The sequence below is a fragment of the Kangiella koreensis DSM 16069 genome (assembly GCF_000024085.1).
Classification (GTDB): domain Bacteria; phylum Pseudomonadota; class Gammaproteobacteria; order Enterobacterales; family Kangiellaceae; genus Kangiella; species Kangiella koreensis.
Map to the genome: position 1 here is coordinate 1,642,727 of NC_013166.1, position 19,495 is coordinate 1,662,221.

Consider the following 19,495-nt stretch of genomic DNA (forward strand, 5'->3'; position numbering starts at 1 on the left):
TCAAAAGTTAAACGAGATCATAATATGAGCCAAGCAGAAACGAAACCCTTTGATTACCTTATTCATAATGTCAATGTCGCTACCATGGCCAATGGCACCGATTATGGTCTCATCAACAATGCCTGTGTTGGTGTAAAGTCAGGTGTCATTCGCTTTATTGGCACTCAAGAACAATTGGTGTCGCCTAATAACTTGGAGCAGAATGCTGAGAACTTAGTAAATGCGCATAATCAGTGGCTAACGCCAGGTCTGATTGATTGCCACACTCACCTGGTTTACGGCGGGAACCGTGCTAATGAATTCGAAATGCGTTTAAACGGCGCTGCTTATGAAGAGATTGCCAAAGCAGGTGGCGGTATTCTTTCTACCGTTCGAGCAACTCGCAGTGCAAGCGAACAAGATTTATTTGATAGTGCCTCAAAACGATTAAAGTCATTATTGAAAGAAGGCCTGACCACAATTGAAATCAAGTCCGGTTATGGCCTTGATACCGAATCAGAAATTAAAATGCTAAAAGTTGCTAAGCGACTGGGCAAAGAATTTCCAGTTCGAGTGGCCACCACATTTCTAGGTGCTCATGCGTTGCCAGAAGAATACAAGGAACGTGGTGATGACTATATTGATCTAATCTGTAATGAAATGCTTCCCACCATTGCTGAACTTGAACTAGCCGATGCGGTTGACGCCTTTTGTGAAAACATTGGTTTCAGTTATCAACAGACGAAAAAAGTTTTTGAAACGGCTAAACGGTTAGGTCTCCCAGTCAAGCTTCACGCCGAACAATTGACCGATCAATCAGGTGCAGGACTCGCCGCAGATTACAATGCTCTTTCTGCTGATCATCTAGAGTATTTATCACAAGACTCCATTGAGAAGATGGCTAAGAGTGGTACAGTCGCCGTGCTATTACCTGGGGCTTTTTATTTCCTACGAGAAACCAAACTGCCACCCATTCAAGCACTTCGCGATGCCAATGTACCAATGGCAATTGCAACGGACAGTAATCCGGGTACATCACCAGCAGAATCCATTTTGTTGATGCTTAATATGGCCTGTACCTTCTTTAGAATGACACCGCTTGAATCGCTACAAGGAGTGACCATCAATGCGGCAAAAGCGCTTGGATTACAAAAAGAAATTGGTTCCATTGAAATTGGGAAAAAAGCGGATATGGTACTGTGGGATATTGAGCACCCTAATCAGTTAAGTTACCAACTGGGTGGTAGTAACTGGACGCGAACTTTTAAGAGTTGAGCTTTTAAAGCCAAGGCTTTGAAAAACACATTTTTTAAGAAAAAACACTTCCATAAAAAAGAGCGCCTTTCGCGCTCTTTTTTTTCACTGCTTGAATTAGCTTGGTATCAGCTTTCTCAACCACCTACTCTACAATGATGACACCTTTCATCATGAAAGAATGGCCAGGGAAACTACAGATAAACTCGTAAGTACCCTTCTCTTTCAAAGTGAAACTAATGGTATCGCTTTCACCGCCGCCAATCACTTTGGTGTGTGCTAAAACACTGTCGTTACCTTCTGGAATATAATCATTGGCTTTAGCCTGAATTGCAGCGTTAGAAAAGGCTTGAACATCGGTGCCTTGAGCTAACACAACGAAGTTATGGCCCATAACATCTTTGCCCAACTTACCCGTGTGATTCAAGGTCAGTTTAATTTCTTCGCCAGCCTTAACTTTGATTTCACTGACGTCAAATTTCATAGCATCATCACTGTTTACAACAACGTCTTTTGCAAACAATGGCAAAGCAAATAAGGCTAAAACAACTGTTAATAGAATCTTACGCATTTTGTCACCTTTCGGGTTAGATTAAACACGCATTCAGCATACCAGTTTAGTGTGAACAAGGCATGAATTTGAGCACATTTTCACGGTATATCTTTTCATAAATAAATCAAAATAGATTACTTCTACTTATGCAAAGACAGCCTTAATTCTTCAAACAGTTTTGCTATAACCTTTTGCACACTCTGTGTCTTCGCTTTATCCAACAATCGCAACTTTTCATTAAGATAAGTAATCTGCGAAAGTTCAAGCTGCAAACAGTAAACTTGGTTCCCTGGATCAGCGTAATGGCGAGTAATATACCCCCCTTTAAAGCGACCGTTGATGATTTTGCTATACTGCTGGGTATCGAAATTTTCTAATACTTTTGCAAGCGGCTCATTAAGAGTTGCACCGCTATTGGTACCGAAATTAAAGTCTGGTAACTGACCTTCAAAAAAGCGAGGCACTTCCGATTGAATAGTATGCGCTTCAAACAACAGACAAAAGCCATGCTGTTGTTTCGCTTTCTCTATTAAGTGCACTAACTGGTCATGATAAGGCTGCCAATATTGCTCAACTCGGCGCTTTATCTCCGCCTCAGTTGGCACCTTCTCTACAGCGTATAAAGGCTCACGATCAAAGTTGCTGGTTGGACATAGCTCAGTATTGTCAGCGCCAGCATAGAGAACTTCACCCGACTTATCGCGATTTAGATCAATCAGATAGCGCGAGTAGTTAGCGTTAATCCGAGTGACGCCTATCTTGTCCAAAAAACTGTACAAATCGACCAGATACCAGTCGGTATCTGCGCTGTCGAAAGCTGCAGACTGCATTTGCTTAATCACATCATGGGGAATGAATTGCCCATGATGAGGCATCGACACAATAATAGGTGAATCGTATTGCTGACAGTCAAAAACAGGATAGTCAGCTGCTTGTAGCTTTAAGGTCGCCCTGTCTAAAGACAGTTTGTCAGGTTTAACAAAGTCTTCACGAGCTCTCTGCGAATCAATCACTTCAGGTGAATAGTAGATATTAAGCAATGACTTAGCATCCGTCATTAAGAAGCCACAACGTGCTTCAACCTCATCCCACGATTCACTGTTTAAATACCATTTAACCTGCAATAGATAGTCAATGAAAAAATCGGTTAGGGTTCTATGATATTTATTTTCTGCACCGAGAGCTTTAGTAAGCTCAATCAACCCTTGATGAATTTTCTCACGGGCTCTATTGATCGAGTAATGATTAATGTAGAACCAGGCAACTCTCAAGTGATTGCGATGATTAAAGTCACTTGCCGCAATAGACTGGGCTTCAAATTGTGTAACTAACTCATTGATATTCATATCGTAACTAAATTCTCTTAAGTTTAGATGTTTAACATTAAGGAAGTTTGTTTATAAAAAATTGGCTACTGGAGTTGCTTTTAAGCAGCGTTTTTGGTTGTATATACAACCTAGCATACAAGATTGATTTTATTAGTCAAACAGACTCTAGCAGACAGCTTGTAAAATGAGCTGAAACTGGCTAATAACTAACAATATAGGCTCCAACAATGACTGAACAGAATACTCGCCTTTATATCACGGTGAAAGAGTTTATTAAGCAAGGTATTGAGCAGCAGCGCTGGAAAGAACACAAGCGCGTACCTTCGGAAAATGAACTGGTGGAAACCTGCAAAGTGAGCCGCATGACAGCACGTCGTGCCCTTGATGAGCTCACTGAAGAAGGCGTTCTCTATCGCGTACAAGGCCGCGGCACTTTTGTGGCGCCTAAAAAACTCTACTCGCCGATGCTCAAGATTAGGAACATTGCCGAAGAAATCATAGAGCGTGGTGGCGACTATTCAAATGAGCTCATTTTATTGCAACAAGAACATTGCCCTACTCATCTGTTGGATCGCTTCGAACTTAAAGAAGGTGAAAACATTTATCACTCGATCATGGTTCATAAAGATAATGACAAACCCATTCAAATTGAGCAGCGCTACGTCAACCCTAAAGCCGCGCCAGATTATTTGAAGCAGGATTATGCCAAGATCACGCCGAATGTTTATTTATCTAAAGTTGCACCGCTAACCGAGGCGGAACACCAAATTGAAGCCCGCCAGGCCGATCCATTTATGCAAGTAACCTTAAAGCTGCAAGAAAACGAGCCTGTACTGTGTATTGATAGAGCGACCTGGTCAAATGATACTCTGGTCAGTTACAGCCAGCTTTATCATCCAGCGAGCCGCTTTCAAATTACTGGCCGCTTCAAAACTGAACATCAATTAACCGAGCTATAGTAGCTCGATAAAGAGGATATGAATATGACTGACAAGAATCGCTTAGATACCGATCGCGTCATTCGAGCACCGCATGGCAAAACTCTCAGTGCAAAGTCATGGCTCACAGAGGCGCCACTTCGCATGTTAATGAACAACCTTGATCCCGATGTTGCTGAACATCCGCAGGGGTTAGTGGTTTATGGCGGTATCGGTCGCGCTGCTCGTAATTGGGAGTGCTATGACAAGATTGTTGAAACGTTAAAACGGCTAAATGACGATGAGACTTTACTGGTTCAGTCTGGTAAACCGGTAGGAGTATTCAAAACTCATAGCGATGCACCGCGAGTGTTAATTGCTAATTCGAATCTGGTTCCACACTGGGCTAACTGGGAGCACTTCAACGAGCTCGATAAGAAAGGCTTAATGATGTATGGCCAGATGACAGCCGGCTCCTGGATTTATATTGGCAGTCAAGGCATTGTTCAGGGTACCTACGAAACCTTTGTCGAGGCGGGACGCCAGCATTTTGATGGCAATACCAAGGGCAAATGGATCTTAACTGGAGGCCTTGGCGGCATGGGGGGCGCACAGCCACTGGCTGCAACTATGGCTGGCTACTGCATGATTGCTGTTGAGTGTGATGAGACTCGAATCGATTTTCGTATCCGTACTGGTTATGTCGATAAAAAAGCAACCAGTGTTGATGAAGCTATTGCTCAGCTCAACGAAGCACTGGATAAAGGTGAGGCAATCTCGATCGGTTTGCTAGGCAATGCCGCGGATGTTTTCCCTGAACTACATAAGCGAGGAATCAAGCCCGATCTGGTTACCGACCAAACCTCTGCGCATGATCCGGTGAACGGCTACTTGCCGATTGGCTGGACAGTTGAAGAGTGGCGCAAAGAAGCGCAAGCTAATCCTGAGCGCGTCAGTAAAGAAGCAAAGAAGTCAATGGCGGTTCAAGTGCAAGCCATGTTGGACTTTTATCATGACGGCATCCCAACGGTAGACTATGGCAATAACATTCGTCAGATGGCGCTTGAAGAAGGTATCAGCAATGCCTTTGATTTCCCCGGCTTTGTTCCGGCCTATATTCGCCCTCTTTTCTGCCGTGGTGTTGGCCCGTTTCGTTGGGCAGCTCTATCTGGTGACCCGGAAGATATTTATAAAACCGATCAAAAAGTTAAAGAAATCATTGCCGACGACCCACACCTGCATAACTGGCTGGATATGGCCCGTGAACGTATTCAATTCCAGGGCTTGCCAGCACGTATCTGCTGGGTAGGTCTTGGCTTGCGCCACAAACTGGGCTTAGCGTTCAATGAGATGGTGCGTAACGGCGAATTAAAAGCACCTGTCGTTATTGGTCGCGACCATTTAGACTCTGGCTCAGTTGCCAGCCCTAATCGCGAAACAGAAGGCATGATGGATGGCTCTGATGCCGTTTCTGATTGGCCATTATTAAACGCTATGCTCAATGTCGCGGGCGGCGCAACCTGGGTCTCGTTACATCACGGCGGCGGCGTTGGAATGGGCTTCTCGCAACACTCCGGTATAGTCATCTGTTGCGATGGTAGCGAAGAAGCCGACAAACGTATTGAGCGGGTATTGTTCAACGATCCAGCTACAGGCGTGATGCGCCATGCCGATGCGGGTTACGATATCGCTATTAACTGTGCCAAAGAGCAAGGTCTCGATCTTCCCATGCTCAACGACAAAAATTCCTAAGAGGTTATGCTGATATGTTTCAATTTACTTTAACCCCAGGCGAGCTTTCATTAAGCGACTGTAGAAAAATTTATCAAGAGTCGGTATCCGTAAAATTGGAAGAAAGCTTTTATCCTGTCATAGACCGTGCCGCACAGACTGTAGCTGATGTCATAAAGAATGATGAAACCGTTTATGGGATTAATACTGGTTTTGGCTTACTGGCTTCAACTCGCATTCCGAAAGAAAAGTTGGAGCTACTTCAGGAGAGTTTGGTGCTTTCTCACGCAGCTGGTATCGGTGAATTACTACCAGACAATGTTGTGCGCTTGTTGATGGTATTAAAACTCTCCAGTTTAGCTCAGGGCCATTCAGGCGTACGTCGTGAAACTGTCGATGCATTGGTTAGCCTGGTGAATCATGAAGTCTATCCTTGTATTCCAGAAAAAGGCTCGGTTGGCGCATCAGGTGATTTAGCACCACTGGCCCATATGAGCTGTACTCTAATTGGTGTGGGCGAAGTTCGTCATCAAGGTAAAATCATTTCTGCTGTTGAAGGCTTAAAAATCGCTGGGCTGAAGCCTCTGACACTGGGTGCCAAAGAAGGGTTAGCTTTATTGAACGGTACACAATGCTCAACTGCGTTGGCTCTTGCTGGCTTATTCGGTGCTGAAAATAACTTTGCCGCAGCAATAGTTGCCGGTGGTCTTTCTGTTGACGCAGTGATGGGTAGTGTTGCACCTTTTGATGCTCGTATTCATGAAGTTCGCGGCCATAAAGGGCAACAACAAGTAGCATTAAGTCTGCTAAACCTAATTAAAGGCAGCGAAATAAACGAATCGCACGAAGATTGCGAAAAAGTTCAAGACCCCTACTCTCTTCGCTGCCAGCCTCAGGTCATGGGTGCTGCGCTTGATCACATGCGCTTTGCGGCATCGGTATTGCTCACTGAGGCCAACGCCGTTTCAGACAACCCACTTGTGTTCCCTGAAGAAGGAGACATTATTTCTGGCGGTAACTTCCATGCTGAGCCAGTAGCAATAACGTCTGATTTATTAGCAATTGTCATCTCGGAAATTGGCGCCATTGTAGAACGCCGAATTGCTTTGATGCTTGATAAGCACCTAAGTGGGTTACCCGCATTTTTAGTGCAGGATGGTGGCGTCAATTCTGGCTTTATGATTGCTCAAGTTACAGCAGCGGCCTTAGCCTCCGAAAACAAGACTCTGGCACACCCAGCGTCAGTTGATAGCTTACCAACGTCAGCAAATCAAGAAGACCATGTATCGATGGCAACTTTCGCTGCTCGTCGCTTGCGCGATATGAATTTTAATACCGCAGGAGTAATTGCTGTTGAATTATTGTCTGCGGCACAGGGGATTGACTTCAGAGCCCCCCTGAAAACTTCGCCACGCTTAAAGAAAGCCTATGATCTAGTTCGTGAAAAAGTATCCTATTACGAGAAAGATCGTCACTTTGGGCCTGACATTGAGGTTATCAAGGGATTGATTGATCAGGGAGTGTTCAATGAGATGGTTGATGAACTGGAGCTTCCCAGCATCCAATAAATCATGTTAAGCAGAAATGCAAAGGCGCTCAATTAAGAGCGCCATTTGCTCTGCTTTACTATCGCTATGTTAGTAAACTGGTGGGAGTTTCTTCTTTTATTCAAATTTCTTAAACAATTACTCACTGAAGCTCGCCAATCCTAGTGATACTTCAGCAATTCTACGTCGAGCCTGACTTAAATATTTAGCGAACTTTTGATTCTCTTTTAACTCACTGAACTCTTCAGATTCATAAAGTTCTTTAACTTGTAATTTCTGCTCAGTAAATTCATCTGGCAAGTAATCAACCCCTACTTTACACCAAGCCATTCCTTTAAGACGCAAGTCTTCAGGATGACCTTTTCCTTGAACAAATTTGCAAATAGAGGTGATTTGACTTGCCATCTGGGAGTCAATTTTAAGAACGTTCGCTTGTGCGTTGAGTGATATTAAAAACATCACAGCAACTGTTAAAACAGAATGTTTCATACGGGCTTTTGCTATATGGTTTTAAGCCCGCTAAAACTTTAACGAGCCAGGGTTATTGTTTTAAAACTACTTTATAATCCACTTCGACCTCATGCTTCACCCAATCAGGGTTCTTCCAAGCACCAAGTCCAAGCTTAAAATCGAGTCTGTTTAATGTATAGTTTCCTGATAATTCTATCAAGCCACTCAGTTCCACATAATTCATGAACAGTGTCACAGGTTGTTCAATTCCCTTAATAGAAAGCAAGCCTTCAACCTTATATTTCCCATCACTTTCAGCTTCAATTTTGTTGCTAACAAATATCCCCTGTGGAGTATTTTCAACATCGAACCAATTTCCCTTTTTGAGCATCCCGTCACGCTTTTCGCTGCCACTTTCTACACTCGCCAAATCGACTTCTACACGAATAGAGCTCGCCGCCAAATTGTCCTTGTCGAACATAATGATCGGTGAAAAAGATTGAAATTTCCCGTTAAACTCAGTTTTCTTATTCTGCACACCGCTAAACTTAATGTAGCTCTCGTCAGCTTTGACTTTAAGCGGCTCATTGGCTGAAAGGCAACTGGCAAATAAAGCAGTCGCAAGCACTAATCCAGTCATCAGAACCTTATTAAAAAACTCCATAACACCTCTTTATCAATTCAATTATTGGCCGTAGTAACCCTTTTCGGTTAATCTGGCGTTTATATGGACACGATTACAACATAAGGTAATGAGCATGAAAATAACATCAAGCACAAAGTCGTTATTACATAAAAGAATAGTACTTGAGCGTATAGTACCTCAAAGAATCATCGCGACGGCCCTAACCCTCACTCTAATTGGCTGCAACACGGATGCTGTTGCTGAGGAACAGGATGCAGTAACGATTTATAGCAGCGCTCAACCAGGCGCCATAGACCCAGACCTATACCGTCCGATACCGGGCCAAAATCGCGGCCATTACACGATTCCAGGGTATGGGGTTGTTAAATCAACTCGCAATTATGATCTCAGCAAAGGTCAGAGCCGTATTCAGGTTAGTGATGTAGCTGCTTTTATCGACCCGACAACAGTTTCATTCCGATCTCTTAATAATAAACAGACGCGAGTGTTAGAGCAAAGCTACCAGTTTGATCTGGTCAACCAACAGCAACTTCTACAACGATTTCTAGGCAAAACGGTCACCGTTCAGCAGGCACAAGGCGATGATATGGTTGACATTAAAGGTGAGCTACTAAGCGCTGATGGTAACCTGGTAGTCAAAACTGATAAAGGAAATATCCGAAGTATTGGTTATTACGCTGGAATTATTTTCCCAGACTTACCTGAAGGACTACGAACTAAACCGACTTTGATCTGGGACCTTTACTCCCCTTCCGCTGGCAAACAAACCGCTGAGCTAAGCTATCAAACTGAAGGTATGACATGGTGGACGGATTACAATGTCACTTATGATGAATCTGACAACTGCAAGATGGATTTATCCAGCTGGGTGAGCATTATTAATCAGTCGGGTGCCAGCTATAACAATGCAAAGCTTAAATTGATTGCCGGCGACGTTAATCGCGCACAAAAAAATGAACCTCTAAGAGTGATGGCCTCACGGGTTGCGGAAGAAGCAAGGATGGATAAAGGGTTTGAAGAAAAAGCCTTCTTTGAATACCACCTATACACTTTGGGACGCCCTGCTAACTTGCCCAACAACTCTACGAAACAACTTGAGCTTTTCCCATCGGTTAAAGATGTTCAATGTAACAAAGAACTAGTATTTGACGCTTCCAAGCAGTTCTATAGCTATTCAGGCATCAACACTAACGAAGGTTATGGCAAGAATTCCTCTGCTGACGTCAATGTTTATTTACGCTTTGCGAACGAAGAAAAGAATGCATTAGGCATTCCCTTACCGGCTGGCAGAATTCGAGTGAATCAACGTGATACCGATGGTAGTCTAGAGTTCATTGGTGAAGATATTATTGACCACACGCCAAAGAATGAAGATGTGCTAATCAAAGTAGGTAATGCTTTCGATATTAAAGGCGAACGTAAACAGACAGACTATAAAATTAATACCAGTGGTAAAGAGCTTACCGAAAGCTTTGAAATTACGCTGAAGAATCATAAAGATAAGACCGTTGAAGTGGTTATCAGAGAAAACCTCTATCGTTGGTCAAACTGGAGCATTACACGAAAATCTCATGACTATAAAAAGCAAGATTCGCGTCATGTCCATTTTAACGTCAAAGTACCAGCGAACGGGGAAACTAAAGTAAGCTATACCGTTGAATATGACTGGTAAACAATATGGTTATCGAAGGAAGGAACAAAAAAGCCACGAATAAATCGTGGCTTTTTCTTATCCGAAGCTCTAAAGTTAATCAGCTTCTAGCTTTGCTTTATCACCTGCTTTAATGATTGAAATATTATCCATCTTGATATGACGGCGGAAGGCTTCATTCACATCCTTTAGAGTTAAAGCTTTCAGTTTCTCTTCGTATTCCTTCGACCATTTCATAGTGCGGTCAAGATCCAGGTTGCCAGCTAAAGTACTCACTAAACGCGAATCCTTAGAACGATCAATTCGATTATTCTGCAAAACACCATCACGTGCTTTATCCAGTTCTTCTTGAGTAAAGCCATCTTTTAATGCACGCACTAGCTCTTCCTTGAAGCCTAACTCAACACGAGGCAAGTTCTCCGGGGCAGAAATAGCATAAGCACCAAACAATGCATTTTCATCTTCAGAACTCGCATTAAAGAATGAGCCGGCTCCATAACTTAAACCATCTTTTTGACGAAGACGCGTTGCTAAACGACTATTTAAGAAACCGCCACCAAAGATTTCATTTGCCATTTTAAGCGCTGGATAATCTGGATGTTGGTCACTTAGTTCTATCTTGGTCATAGCAGCAAATGCTGCACCGGCTTTATCGGGCGTATCAATAAACTTATTGATGGCTTCAACGTCAGCCACTGTTTGCTTGATGCGCTGATAGGCAACTTTAGCATTCCAGTCGCCTAGAGTGGCTTCTAATTGATTCTGCAATGAGTCACGCTCAAAATCACCAACTATTGCTATATCTGCATCTTTCGCGCCCATAAAGTTGTTATGAAAGGCTTTCAGGTTATCCACATCAACAGCTTTAATCGCTTCAATCTGTTCGTCTATGCTCATACTATAAAGTGGATGGCTAGAATCATAAGGATTCAAATGTTGGCTAAGCTGCCTGAAAACTTGCGATTGTGGCTGTTGCTTTTGCTGCTCAAGCGAAACGATTTGTTGCTTTTTAAGAACATCTAATTCTTTGGAATCAAATGCTGGTTTCTTAAGAACTTCTTCAACCAATGTTAGTACTTTTGGTAAGTTTTCTTTCACCGTTTGGATTCGTACAGAAGTGCTAGTTGCTCCACCTGAAACACTCACATTGGCTTTAAGACGATCAAATTCAGCTTGCAACTCTTCTCGAGTATAGTTTTCTGTACCACGCATTAACATGCTAGAAGTGATTGATGGAACAACACCAGAATTACGTAAGTCTTCAAGGTTGCCGATATCAAGCTTAACAGTCATAACTACAGACTCACCACGGGTTTTCTTTGGCAAGAAAACGACCTTGGCACCGTTTGATAAGGTTGTACGCTCGCTACGGGCATCAATGTTGGCATAAGATGCATCAAAATCTTCACCTTGAGCTACAGCCTCACGGCCTGTATAACCTTCTAGCATTTCTTTAACGTCTTCATCGTTCAGTCTAACAATTGAGTCCGCTCGGTCAGGCTGAGCTTCCGGAATAAACAATGCTAAAGTGCGGTTGTCGTTCACCAAGTATTCTTCTGCTGCTTTTTGAACATCTTCTGCAGTGACTTTCTCTAAGCGATCACGGTTTAAGAAAAGTAATCTCCAGTCACCCATGCCAACCCACTCGGTTAATTGAAGTGCAACACTTTGAGTATTGTTGAAGCTAAGCTCTATACCTTTTAATAGCTTGGTTTTTGCACGCTCAACTTCTTCTTCAGTGATTGGATTGTCAGATACACCTTCCAATGTATTAACAAAGGCTTGCTCTGTTTTGGACAACTCTTTGTCTTTGGCAACTTGTGCCATAAATAATAAGGCGCCAGGCTCCGCTAACTGAAAAGCAAATCCGCCAGCAGATGCTGCTAGATCTTTCTCAACTAACTCTTTACGCAGACGTCCGGTTTGAGAGTCACCCATGATTTGTGATAACACTTGAACTGCCGCAAAATCTTTGTGTGGGCCAGCTGGAGTTTTAAACAAACCACCAACGACTTGCACATCACCAGTTCTGCGAATAGTTACTTTACGCTCACCATCCTGAATTGGCTCTTCGGTATATAGCTCAGGAAGCTGACGTTTGGGCTTTTTAATGTCGCCAAAGTATTTGTCGACCTTCTTGATCGTTTCTTCTTCATCGATCTTACCGGCAATAATCAAAGTCGCGTTGTCAGGCTGATAGTATTTCTTATAAAAACCCTGGAGGTTTGAAATATCTACATTTTCAAGGTCTGCGCGAGCGCCAATAGTCGACTTACCATAATTATGCCAATCATAAGCAACAGCCATTAAACGCTGCATCAAAACACGAGTTGGACTATTCTCACCATTTTCAAGTTCATTGCGAACAACCGTCATTTCACTGTCTAAATCTTTCTTGGCTATAAAGGAGTTGATCATACGATCAGCTTCAAGATCTAGAGCCCAGTTTAAATTGTCCTCTGTAGCAGCAAATGTTTCATAATAGTTAGTGCGGTCAAGCCAAGTGGTGCCGTTTGGCTCAGCACCTCGTTCACTCAATTCTTGAGGGATATCTTTATGATTTGGTGTACCTTTAAATACTAGGTGCTCAAGTAAATGGGCCATACCTGTTTCACCATAATTTTCATGTTTTGAACCCACATGGTAGGTGATATTGACGGTAATTGACTCCTGAGTCTTATCAGGAAACAGTAATACTTGTAGACCATTATCAAGGCGATATTCAGAAATACCTTCAACTGTAGTAACTTTTTCTACACCTTTGGGTAATTTTGCAAAAGCAACAGAAACACTGGTAGTAAGCACCAGAGCCAAAGCTGCACTTTTAAGCTTTAGAGTCATATATCCCTCTTAATTTTCAATAACTATAAGACATTCCAATACGAGCTTGGAGTATCCTTGAAAGCGATGTAACTGTGTAGTCGCTATTTGTTAATAAATATTACAATTTCTTTCTGCAAATATTACAAACACAAAAAAAGCCGCTCAGGGCTCCCTGAGCGGCTTTAATTTCAAACAGGCTGCTAATTACCAGCCTGTCACTTCTTTCAGTCCATTACCAATATCAGCTAATGAACGAACGGTCTTAACACCTGCGTCTTCCAAGGCAGCAAACTTCTCAGCAGCTGTACCTTTACCACCGGCAATGATAGCACCGGCATGCCCCATACGCTTACCGGCAGGCGCTGTTACACCAGCAATGTATGAAACTACGGGCTTGGTAACGTTTTCTTTAATGAACGCAGCGGCCTCTTCTTCTGCAGAACCACCAATCTCGCCAATCATTACGATAGCTTCGGTTGCTGGATCATCCTGGAACATTTTCAAAATATCAATGAAGTTAGAGCCTGGAATTGGATCGCCACCGATACCAACACAGGTCGATTGACCAAAGCCAAAGTCTGTAGTTTGCTTAACGGCTTCATAAGTCAAAGTACCTGAACGAGAAACGATACCGACTTTACCCGGCAAGTGAATGTGACCTGGCATGATACCAATCTTACATTCTCCCGGAGTGATAACACCAGGACAATTTGGACCAATCAAACGAACACCTAAATTGTCACAAACAATCTTGGCTTCAAGCATGTCCATAGTAGGAATGCCTTCTGTGATACAAACAACCAGTTTAATACCACCGTTTGCGGCTTCTAAAATAGAGTCCTTGCAGAATGGAGCTGGTACATAGATAACAGAAGCTTCTGCGCCTGTTGCTTCTACTGCATCCTTTACTGTATTGAATACCGGCAAGCCCAAGTGAGTTTGTCCACCTTTACCAGGAGTCACACCACCAACCATATTAGTGCCGTATTCAATCGCTTGTTCAGTATGGAAAGTACCTTGTGAACCAGTGATACCCTGACAAATAACCTTAGTGTCTTTATTAATTAAAATACTCATTATTTGTCCTCCGCTGCAGCAACTACTTTTGTAGCCGCATCAGTTAAACTTTCTGCCGCGATGATGTTCAAACCTGATTCAGCTAGAACCTTTCTACCTAACTCAGCATTGTTGCCTTCAAGACGAACAACAACTGGAGCTTTAACGCCAACTTCTTTAACCGCACCAATAATGCCTTCAGCAATCAAGTCACAACGAACAATACCGCCAAAGATATTAACCAATACAGCTTTTACGTTAGAGTCTGAAAGGATAATCTTAAACGCTTCCGTGACACGCTCTTTAGTAGCGCCACCGCCCACGTCTAGGAAGTTAGCAGGCTCACCACCATGCAACTTAATGATATCCATGGTACCCATTGCCAAACCAGCACCATTAACCATACAGCCGATGTTGCCATCAAGTGCTACATAGTTAAGTTCGAACTTAGCTGCATGAGCTTCGCGCTCATCTTCTTGCGAAGGGTCGTGCATTTCGGATAATTTAGGATGACGGTACATTGCGTTTCCGTCGATGTTGATTTTGGCATCAAGACAATGCAAGTCGCCATCTTCTTTAATAACCAATGGATTGATTTCAAGAAGTGCCAAATCTTTTTCCACAAACATCTTGGCAAGCTGCAAGAAGATATGAGTGAATTGCTTAACTTGTTTGCCTTCCAAGCCTAACTTGAATGCAAGTTCACGGCCCTGGTAAGGCTGAGCGCCAACCAATGGGTCGATAGTTGCTTTAAGAATCTTCTCAGGAGTTTCTTCTGCAACTTTCTCGATTTCAACACCACCTTCAGTTGAAGCCATAAATACAACACGACGGCTTGAACGGTCAACAACTGCGCCCAAATAAAGTTCTTGAGCAATGTCGGTGCACTCTTCAACTAAAATTTTGCTAACTGGCTGACCGTTAGCATCGGTTTGGTAAGTAACCAAATTTTTACCAAGCCATTGCTTAGCAAAATCTTTAACTTCTTCTTTGGTCTTAACAAGTTTTACACCGCCAGCTTTACCACGACCACCGGCATGTACCTGGGCTTTAACCACCCACACATTGCCACCGATGCGACCAGCTGCTTCAAACGCAGACTGAGGATTATCTACCGCGTAACCCTCGGATACTGGTAAACCATACTCATTAAAAAGCTGTTTACCTTGATACTCATGTAGGTTCATGTTTATGTTCCTATTGCTTTGGCATAAGTGCTTTTACAAGCACATAAAATTTAAAACTTAGGGTGATTAAAAACACCAATGCCGAACCTAGGTTCGGCATCAGCGCTTACATTCTGGAATTTACAAATCCAGTAACATACGAGCTGGGTCTTCAATGAATTCTTTAATCGTTTTCAAGAAGCCTACAGACTCGCGTCCATCAATAATTCTATGGTCATAAGATAGCGCGACATTCATCATCGGACGAATCACAATCTCGCCATTTATAACCACAGGACGATCTTCCATACGGTTCATACCAAGAATAGCACTTTGCGGTGGGTTAATAATGGGCGTAGCCATTAATGAACCGAAAACACCACCGTTTGAAATAGTAAATGTACCGCCGGTCATATCTTCAACTGTTAGCTTGTTATCACGAGCTTTTACGCCAAACTCACGAATCTTAGCTTCAATTTCAGCAAGACTCAGAGTATCTGCATCACGCAAAACTGGTACAACTAAGCCACGTGGAGAAGAAACGGCAACACCGATATCATAGAAGCCGTGATAAACAATATCATCTCCATCAATTGATGCGTTGACAGCCGGATAACGTTTTAGTGCTTCAACTGTTGCCTTCACGAAGAACGACATAAAGCCTAAGCGTGTGCCATGAACTTTCTCAAACTGTTCTTTATAGCGCGAGCGTAGCTCTACCACTTCTTTCATATTGATATCATTAAACGTGGTTAGAATTGCTGCTGTTTGCTGCGCTTCGACTAAACGCTCAGCAATACGCTTACGAAGTCGCGTCATTGGGACACGCTTTTCTTCGCGCAAACCTGCAGATACAGGCGCAGAACCAGAATCTTTCTTGCTCTCAGATGATTTAGCAGAAGCGCCACCATCCTTAATAAATTTCTCTACGTCTTCTTTGGTTAAACGGCCACCTTTGCCACTCGCTGGAATCTGCTTAGGATCAAGGTTATGCTCGGCAACCAAACGACGTACTGCTGGTGATAGAACATCCAGGTCTGCAGAAGAAGCTTCTTCTTTATCAGATTTTGCTTCTTCTTTATCGTCTTTCTTGCTCTCTTTTGAAGAGTCATCTTTCTTTTCATCACTGCTATCAGCTTTGGCATCGCCTGATGCACCCGCTTCAAACTTAGCGATTGCTTCTTCCTGAAGTACTGTGTCGCCCTCTTCTTTAATGATTTCAGAAATCACGCCATCATCTGGAGCAACCACCTCTAAAACGACTTTATCTGTTTCAATATCAACCAAGTTTTGGTCACGTGATACAGACTCACCTGGCTTAACGTGCCATGTAGCAATAGTAGCGTCTGCTACTGACTCAGGTAACACAGGAACTTTAATTTCGATAGCCATGTTTTAACCTTTTACCTTACCTAAATAAATTCAATTCGATTATTTGATGCCGAGTGCATCTTTAACAAGTTGTGCTTGCTGCTCATTATGGATAGAAGCGTAACCGACAGCTGGTGCTGCTGATGCCTCTCGTCCTGCATACTCTACTGACACATCAGCTGGAACTGCTTCGTCCAAGTTATGACGTGAACAATACCAAGCGCCTTGATTTTGTGGCTCTTCTTGACACCAGACAAATTCTTTCGCCTTCTTATATTGAGCAAGAATCTCCTTCACCTCGTCATGAGGGAAAGGATAAAGTTGTTCAATACGGATAATGGCAACATTATCCAACTCTTCAGTGCGACGTTTCTCTAACAAGTCATAATAAACTTTTCCTGAACACATCACGATACGAGTTACTTTCTTTTTATCCAAGCTATCAATTTCATCGATAGCATTTTGGAATTGACCTTTGGTCAACTCGTCGATTGTTGAAACTGCCAACTTATGACGCAACAAACTCTTTGGCGTCATAACAATAAGTGGCTTGCGTAATGGTCGAATCATTTGACGACGAATCATATGAAACGCCTGAGCCGGCGTTGATGGCACTACAACCTGAATATTATGTTCAGCAGAAAGTTGCAAGAAACGCTCTAATCGTGCAGAACTATGTTCAGGGCCTTGACCTTCATAGCCGTGTGGCAAGAACAAACTTAAGCCCGACAAACGGCCCCATTTTTGTTCTCCTGAGCTTATAAACTGATCAATAACAACCTGAGCACCGTTCGCAAAATCACCAAACTGAGCTTCCCAGATCACCATAGAGTTCGGTTCATTGGTTGAGTAGCCATATTCAAACGCTAACACAGCTTCTTCAGAAAGAACCGAATCAATCACCATGAATTGTGGCTGGTCGTCTTTAATATTCTGAAGTGGGATATAAACTTCAGCATCGTCTTGATCATGCAAGACCGCATGACGATGGAAGAAAGTACCACGACCACTATCCTGACCACACAAGCGAACTTCGAAATCCTGATCCAGCAGAGAGGCATACGCCATTGTTTCTGCAAAACCCCAGTCCATGTTAATTTCACCCGCAGCCATTTTCTTACGTTCGCCCATGAGTTTTTTAACGCGCGACTGTAATGGAAGATCGCTTGGATAGTGGCAAATTTTTTCAGCAAGCTCTTTGAACTTAGACTTATCCAGCTTAGTATCTGCCGGAGATTGCCAAGTTTGTTCTAGGAATGGAGACCAATCGACGTTGAACTCACGCTCCCTATCTTCAATCCGATTGAGTACCACACTCTTTCCAGCGTCGAGTAAATCTCGATAGTCGTCTAACATCTTTTTTGCATCGCCTGAGGATACAACGTTATTATCGACCAACCGATCCTCATAAATCTTACGAGGTGTAGGATGCTTTTTAATTTTTTGATACATCAATGGCTGTGTCGCGTTTGGCTCATCAGCTTCGTTATGACCATGGCGGCGGTAGCACACCAAATCAATCACAACATCTTTCTTAAATTTCTTGCGGAATTCTAATGCAAGGCGCGATACATACAACACTGCCTCAGGGTCATCGCCATTAACGTGAAAAACTGGCGCTTCGATCATTTTGGCAACGTCTGTGCAGTACGCGGTAGATCGGGTGTCGTGCAGCTTGGATGTCGTAAAGCCAACCTGATTATTAATCACAACATGGATTGAACCACCAATATAGAAGCCGCGCGCTTGCGACATATTAAAGGTTTCCATGACCACACCCTGACCAGTTATGGCAGAGTCACCATGGATTAGAATAGGGATCACTTGATCGCAATCTTTATCCTTGCGACGTTCCTGACGAGCTCGAACAGATCCAAGCACCACAGGACTAACGATTTCAAGGTGAGACGGATTAAATGCCAAGGCTAAATGAACTGGGCCACCCTCTGTTTCAACATCATTGGAATAACCCATATGATATTTAACATCGCCTGAAGAACCATTTTTAACAACCGCATTTTTTCCTTCAAACTCGTCAAACAACACTTGCGGATTTTTGCCAAGAACATTGACTAATAAATTCAAACGACCGCGGTGCGCCATTCCGATAACGATTTCTTTTGCGCCCACAATACCGGCCTGATTGACAAAATCACGCATCATCGGTACTAAGCTATCGCCACCTTCCAGTGAAAAACGTTTTGCGCCGGGGAATTTTGAGCCTAAATATTTCTCCAGGCCTTCCGCGGCTGTTAAGCCCTCTAAAATTTTCTTGCGGGTTTCTTCGCGGAAACTATGTGATGAGTTCGCTTCTTCCAGCTTTTCCTGGATCCAGCGACGTTCAGTTAGATCATTAATATGTAAGAACTCAGCACCAATCGTATTGGAGTAAGTTTCTTTTAAGCGCTGAAGAATCTCTTTGATGGTTTGCTGGTCTGGCCCGGCTAAATTACCAACATGGAATTTCGTATCCAGATCAGCCTCTGATAGCTCGAAACTCTCAAGGCTCAAATTAGTAGGATAAGGATGTTTCCACAGACCTAAAGGGTCGATATTAGCGTGGTGATGACCACGAGCACGATATGATTCAATCAGGTGCAATACCTTGACCTGCTTTGGGTCTGCAACCGAAGAGCCACCGCCCTGAGTAAAGGCAATCTTCTGGCGATTTAAGCCAATCTGACGAAAGTGCTCACGAATATCGCTATGAGGAACATCTTTCGCATCACTGCTCTTTGCAAACTCATCGAATTTTTGTCTCCAGTCAGAATCAACCGACTGAGGATCTTCTAAGTATTGCTCGTATAGTTCTTCTAGATAGCCAGCACTGCTACCTGATAGGTAGGCGCTCTCAAACATCGCCTCTAACCCATTTTTCATGTACGTAACACCACTCTTGGTATTTATAAGTCGCTATGATAACTAAAAATCAGGGGTCTTAACACAGTATTAGCTCTTTAATTGTTAAAAGTACTGGGTAAAAAAGCCTGATTAACTCATTGTTTTTATGATCTAGTGGCAAA

Annotated in this window: 14 protein-coding genes; 5 read left to right on the forward strand and 9 right to left on the reverse strand. The window is 43.1% G+C overall.

The window, feature by feature from the left end; translation table 11 throughout:
• The first annotated feature begins 24 nt into the window (after window positions 1-24).
• Complete coding sequence (gene hutI / locus KKOR_RS07660) at window positions 25-1,254, forward strand: imidazolonepropionase (RefSeq protein ID WP_012801454.1); 1,230 nt, start codon at window positions 25-27, stop codon at window positions 1,252-1,254.
• Between the two features lie 124 nt (window positions 1,255-1,378).
• On the opposite strand, the gene azu is transcribed toward hutI, so the two are convergent.
• Both azu and KKOR_RS07670 read right to left on the reverse strand, forming a co-directional pair.
• The gene (gene azu / locus KKOR_RS07665; protein WP_012801455.1) at window positions 1,379-1,804 is read right to left on the reverse strand and encodes an azurin; all 426 of its coding nucleotides are present in this window, start codon (window positions 1,802-1,804) and stop codon (window positions 1,379-1,381) included.
• Between the two features lie 122 nt (window positions 1,805-1,926).
• A complete protein-coding gene (locus KKOR_RS07670; RefSeq protein ID WP_012801456.1) occupies window positions 1,927-3,132 on the reverse strand; it encodes an N-formylglutamate amidohydrolase in 1,206 nt (401 codons plus the stop codon).
• Window positions 3,133-3,341: 209 nt separating this feature from the next.
• Here KKOR_RS07670 and hutC point away from each other — a divergent pair, with 209 nt between their 5' ends.
• The 3 genes from hutC to hutH are packed head-to-tail and all read left to right on the forward strand — an operon-like array spanning window position 3,342 to window position 7,330.
• Window positions 3,342-4,073, forward strand: coding sequence for a histidine utilization repressor (gene hutC, locus KKOR_RS07675; protein WP_012801457.1), 732 nt, complete (start codon window positions 3,342-3,344; stop codon window positions 4,071-4,073).
• Between the two features lie 24 nt (window positions 4,074-4,097).
• The gene (gene hutU, locus KKOR_RS07680; protein ID WP_012801458.1) at window positions 4,098-5,783 is read left to right on the forward strand and encodes a urocanate hydratase; all 1,686 of its coding nucleotides are present in this window, start codon (window positions 4,098-4,100) and stop codon (window positions 5,781-5,783) included.
• A 14-nt stretch (window positions 5,784-5,797) separates the two neighbouring features.
• Window positions 5,798-7,330, forward strand: coding sequence for a histidine ammonia-lyase (hutH, locus tag KKOR_RS07685; RefSeq protein ID WP_012801459.1), 1,533 nt, complete (start codon window positions 5,798-5,800; stop codon window positions 7,328-7,330).
• Window positions 7,331-7,447: 117 nt separating this feature from the next.
• Here the strand turns inward: hutH and KKOR_RS07690 are convergent, their stop codons facing one another.
• A complete protein-coding gene (locus KKOR_RS07690) occupies window positions 7,448-7,798 on the reverse strand; it encodes a hypothetical protein (protein WP_012801460.1) in 351 nt (116 codons plus the stop codon).
• A 52-nt stretch (window positions 7,799-7,850) separates the two neighbouring features.
• Window positions 7,851-8,423 carry a YceI family protein gene (locus KKOR_RS07695; RefSeq protein ID WP_012801461.1) on the reverse strand — a complete coding sequence of 191 codons (573 nt, stop codon included), beginning with the start codon at window positions 8,421-8,423 and terminating at the stop codon, window positions 7,851-7,853.
• Between the two features lie 94 nt (window positions 8,424-8,517).
• Between KKOR_RS07695 and KKOR_RS07700 the strand changes: the two genes are divergently transcribed.
• Window positions 8,518-10,077 (forward strand): DUF4139 domain-containing protein, encoded by a 1,560-nt coding sequence (locus KKOR_RS07700; protein ID WP_012801462.1) that lies wholly within the window; start codon window positions 8,518-8,520, stop codon window positions 10,075-10,077.
• A gap of 75 nt (window positions 10,078-10,152) precedes the next feature.
• On the opposite strand, the gene KKOR_RS07705 is transcribed toward KKOR_RS07700, so the two are convergent.
• The 5 genes from KKOR_RS07705 to KKOR_RS07725 form a co-directional block, all read right to left on the reverse strand.
• Window positions 10,153-12,897, reverse strand: coding sequence for a M16 family metallopeptidase (locus KKOR_RS07705; RefSeq protein ID WP_012801463.1), 2,745 nt, complete (start codon window positions 12,895-12,897; stop codon window positions 10,153-10,155).
• Between the two features lie 186 nt (window positions 12,898-13,083).
• Window positions 13,084-13,956 carry a succinate--CoA ligase subunit alpha gene (sucD, locus tag KKOR_RS07710; protein ID WP_012801464.1) on the reverse strand — a complete coding sequence of 291 codons (873 nt, stop codon included), beginning with the start codon at window positions 13,954-13,956 and terminating at the stop codon, window positions 13,084-13,086.
• Window positions 13,956-15,122, reverse strand: a complete 1,167-nt coding sequence (sucC, locus tag KKOR_RS07715) for an ADP-forming succinate--CoA ligase subunit beta (RefSeq protein ID WP_012801465.1) — start codon at window positions 15,120-15,122, stop codon at window positions 13,956-13,958. The genes sucD and sucC overlap by 1 nt, the downstream gene beginning before the upstream one ends.
• A gap of 120 nt (window positions 15,123-15,242) precedes the next feature.
• On the reverse strand, window positions 15,243-16,493 hold the full coding sequence (gene odhB, locus KKOR_RS07720; RefSeq protein WP_012801466.1) for a 2-oxoglutarate dehydrogenase complex dihydrolipoyllysine-residue succinyltransferase: 1,251 nt from the start codon (window positions 16,491-16,493) through the stop codon (window positions 15,243-15,245).
• A gap of 39 nt (window positions 16,494-16,532) precedes the next feature.
• Window positions 16,533-19,352 (reverse strand): 2-oxoglutarate dehydrogenase E1 component, encoded by a 2,820-nt coding sequence (locus KKOR_RS07725; RefSeq protein WP_012801467.1) that lies wholly within the window; start codon window positions 19,350-19,352, stop codon window positions 16,533-16,535.
• Window positions 19,353-19,495: the final 143 nt, after the last annotated feature.

Coding starts and splice junctions, on each gene's coding strand:
- KKOR_RS07670 (WP_012801456.1), bottom strand. CDS start 3,132: ATGAATATCAATGAGTTAGTTACACAATTTGAAGCCCAGTCTATTGCG.
- sucD (WP_012801464.1), bottom strand. CDS start 13,956: ATGAGTATTTTAATTAATAAAGACACTAAGGTTATTTGTCAGGGTATC.
- odhB (WP_012801466.1), bottom strand. CDS start 16,493: ATGGCTATCGAAATTAAAGTTCCTGTGTTACCTGAGTCAGTAGCAGAC.
- KKOR_RS07705 (WP_012801463.1), bottom strand. CDS start 12,897: ATGACTCTAAAGCTTAAAAGTGCAGCTTTGGCTCTGGTGCTTACTACC.
- sucC (WP_012801465.1), bottom strand. CDS start 15,122: ATGAACCTACATGAGTATCAAGGTAAACAGCTTTTTAATGAGTATGGT.
- hutU (WP_012801458.1), top strand. CDS start 4,098: ATGACTGACAAGAATCGCTTAGATACCGATCGCGTCATTCGAGCACCG.
- KKOR_RS07690 (WP_012801460.1), bottom strand. CDS start 7,798: ATGAAACATTCTGTTTTAACAGTTGCTGTGATGTTTTTAATATCACTC.
- KKOR_RS07725 (WP_012801467.1), bottom strand. CDS start 19,352: ATGAAAAATGGGTTAGAGGCGATGTTTGAGAGCGCCTACCTATCAGGT.
- hutH (WP_012801459.1), top strand. CDS start 5,798: ATGTTTCAATTTACTTTAACCCCAGGCGAGCTTTCATTAAGCGACTGT.
- KKOR_RS07700 (WP_012801462.1), top strand. CDS start 8,518: ATGAAAATAACATCAAGCACAAAGTCGTTATTACATAAAAGAATAGTA.
- hutI (WP_012801454.1), top strand. CDS start 25: ATGAGCCAAGCAGAAACGAAACCCTTTGATTACCTTATTCATAATGTC.
- hutC (WP_012801457.1), top strand. CDS start 3,342: ATGACTGAACAGAATACTCGCCTTTATATCACGGTGAAAGAGTTTATT.
- azu (WP_012801455.1), bottom strand. CDS start 1,804: ATGCGTAAGATTCTATTAACAGTTGTTTTAGCCTTATTTGCTTTGCCA.
- KKOR_RS07695 (WP_012801461.1), bottom strand. CDS start 8,423: ATGGAGTTTTTTAATAAGGTTCTGATGACTGGATTAGTGCTTGCGACT.